General features: G+C 66.5%; 2 protein-coding genes and 1 pseudogene. 1 reads left to right on the plus strand and 2 read right to left on the minus strand.

Features of this window, described 5'->3' with window-relative positions; all coding sequences use genetic code 11:
* Nucleotides 1-728, plus strand: a 728-nt coding sequence (locus RMO23_RS18645; RefSeq protein WP_309684428.1) for a gamma-glutamyltransferase, incomplete at its 5' end; no start/stop codon positions are given.
* A 70-nt stretch (nt 729-798) separates the two neighbouring features.
* On the opposite strand, the pseudogene RMO23_RS18650 reads toward RMO23_RS18645, so the two are convergent.
* Together RMO23_RS18650 and RMO23_RS18655 are read right to left on the minus strand one after the other, a co-directional pair.
* Nucleotides 799-2,239, minus strand: a pseudogene (locus RMO23_RS18650) (aldehyde dehydrogenase family protein).
* A gap of 68 nt (nt 2,240-2,307) precedes the next feature.
* A partial coding sequence (locus tag RMO23_RS18655; RefSeq protein WP_309684431.1) for an enolase C-terminal domain-like protein occupies nt 2,308-2,566 on the minus strand: 259 nt, incomplete at its 5' end.

Raw genomic sequence — 2,566 nt, forward strand, 5'->3', positions numbered from 1 at the left:
TGCTGGCCCCGGCCTACCTGGCCGAACGCGCCAGGCTGATCCAGGGCCAGGCCGGTGGCCAGAGCATGAAGACCGCCAAACCGGGCGTGCCCGGCGCCATCGCCACCGCCTACGCCCCCATGCCCGATCAGCCCGAATACGGCACCTCGCACATCAGCATCGTGGACGGCCAGGGCAACGCGCTGGCCATGACCACGACGATTGAGGACGCCTTTGGCGCGCGCCTGATGACCGATGGCGGCACCGGCAAGGCCGGCGGCTTTTTGCTCAATAACGAGCTGACCGACTTCAGCTTTGCGCCGACGGACGCCGACGGCAAACCGATTGCCAACCGGGTGCAGGCCGGCAAGCGCCCGCGCTCGTCGATGGCGCCCACGCTGGTGTTTGACAAGGCCTCGGGCCAGCTCGTGATGAGCGGTGGCAGCCCCGGCGGCGCGCTGATCATTCACTACACCGCCAAAACCCTGTACGGCGTGCTGAACTGGGGCCTGCTGCCGCAGCAGGCCATCGACCTGCCCAACTTCGGCTCGCTCAACGGCCCCAGCCTGCTGGAAGAAAAGCGCTTTGCCCCCGCCACCGTCGATGCGCTGAAGGCCCGCGGCGCCGAAGTGCGCGAGATGAACATGACCAGTGGCCTGCAGGCCATTGCGCGCGGCGAAGCGCATGGCACGCCGCTGTGGCTGGGCGGCGCCGACCCCCGGCGTGAAGGCGTGGTGATGGGGGATTAACCGTCAAAGCCTGCTCCTGCCCATACAAACCGGGCGCGGGAAGCTATGTTTTTAATAGCGATCAGCTTGCCTATGCCTGGCTGTAAGCCGTCTTGACCGTGGTGTAGAACTCGGCCGCATGGCGGCCCTGCTCGCGCGGGCCATAGCTCGATGCCTTGCGCCCGCCAAACGGCACGTGGTAGTCCACCCCCGCCGTCGGCAGGTTGACCATCACCATGCCGGCCTGCGAATGGCGCTTGAAATGGGTGGCGTGCTTGAGCGAGGTGGTGGCCATGCCAGCGGCCAGGCCAAACGGCGTGTCGTTGGCCAGCGCCAGCGCCTCGTCGTAGTCTTTGGCGCGCAGCACGCTGACGACCGGGCCAAACACCTCTTCACCGTTGATGCGCATGGTGGCCGTGGTGTCGGTGAACAGCGCCGGGCTCATGAAGAAGCCGGGCTGGCCGTCGGCATTGAGCTCCTGGTGCAAGCCGCCAAAGGCCAGGGTAGCGCCTTCGCTGCGGGCGATATTCACGTACTTCAGGTTTTGCGCGAGCTGGCTGGCATCAACCACCGGGCCGAGGTCGGTGCCGGCCTTGCGGGCGTCGTCGACCTTGAGCCTGCGCAGTTTGTCCACCACGGCGGCGACAAAGCGGTCGTGGATGCCGTCGGTGACGATCAGGCGGGACGACGCGGTGCAGCGCTGGCCGGTCGAAAAAAAAACCGCTTTGCACCGCGCAGTTGACGGCGACCTCAAGGTCGGCGTCGTAAAGCACGATCATGGGGTTCTTGCCGCCCATCTCGAGCTGGAACTTGGCCATGCGGGCAACGCAGCCGGCGGCAATGCGCTGGCCGGTGGCGACCGAGCCGGTGAAGGTGATGGCCGCCACCCGGGCATCCTCAATCAGGGTGGCGCCGACTTTGGAGCCGGGGCCCATCACCAGGTTGAAGACGCCCTTGGGCAATCCGCTGCGGGAGAGGATGTCGGCCAGTGCCCAGGCCGACCCCGGCACCAGTTCGGCGGGCTTGAAGACGACGCAATTGCCATAGGCCAATGCCGGGGCAATTTTCCAGGCTGGGATGGCAATGGGGAAGTTCCAGGGCGTGATGATGCCGACCACGCCGAGCGGTTCGCGCGTGATCTCGACACCGACGCCGGGGCGCACCGAGGGCATCACTTCGCCGCCGGGGCGCAGGGCTTCGCCGGCAAAGAATTTGAAGATGTTGCCGGCGCGGGCCACTTCGCCGATGGCCTCTGGCAGGGTCTTGCCTTCTTCGCGGGCCAGCAAGTCGCCGAGTTCGGCGCGGCGCGCCAGGATTTCGCTGCCCACGGCGTCGAGGATGTCGAAGCGCTGCTGCGGCGTGCTGAGCGACCACGCGGGGAAAGCGGCTTGCGCGGCCGCAACTGCCTGTTTGGTCTGCACGGCATCGGCTTGGGCGTACTCGCCGATCAGGTCGCGAGTGTCGGAGGGGTTGATATTGCGCGTGACGCTGGTCGCATCAAGCCATTCGCCGTTGATGAAGTTTTTAAACATGAGAAAGTCCGGCTGGTCGTGGTGCGGGTCAATAAGCGCTGGAGACGGCGTGAGGGGACTGGAAACAGCTATGGCCGGGGGCCCCGGGCGCCGAACTGCGCCTGCTCGCGGGTCCAGGCCTTGACCTGCTCGCTCAGGGTCAGGCCGAGGCCGGGGCGGGTGGGCACCCGCATCCGGCCGTTGCTGATCTCGATACGTTCGTTGAACAGCGGCTCCAGCCATTCAAAATGCTCAACCCAGGGCTCGCGCGGATAGGCGGCGGCCAGGTGTACGTGCAGTTCCATCGCAAAGTGCGGCGCCAGCATCAGGCCGGCATGCTCGGCCAGC

The organism is Polaromonas sp. (assembly GCF_031411155.1).
Taxonomy (GTDB): domain Bacteria; phylum Pseudomonadota; class Gammaproteobacteria; order Burkholderiales; family Burkholderiaceae_C; genus Polaromonas.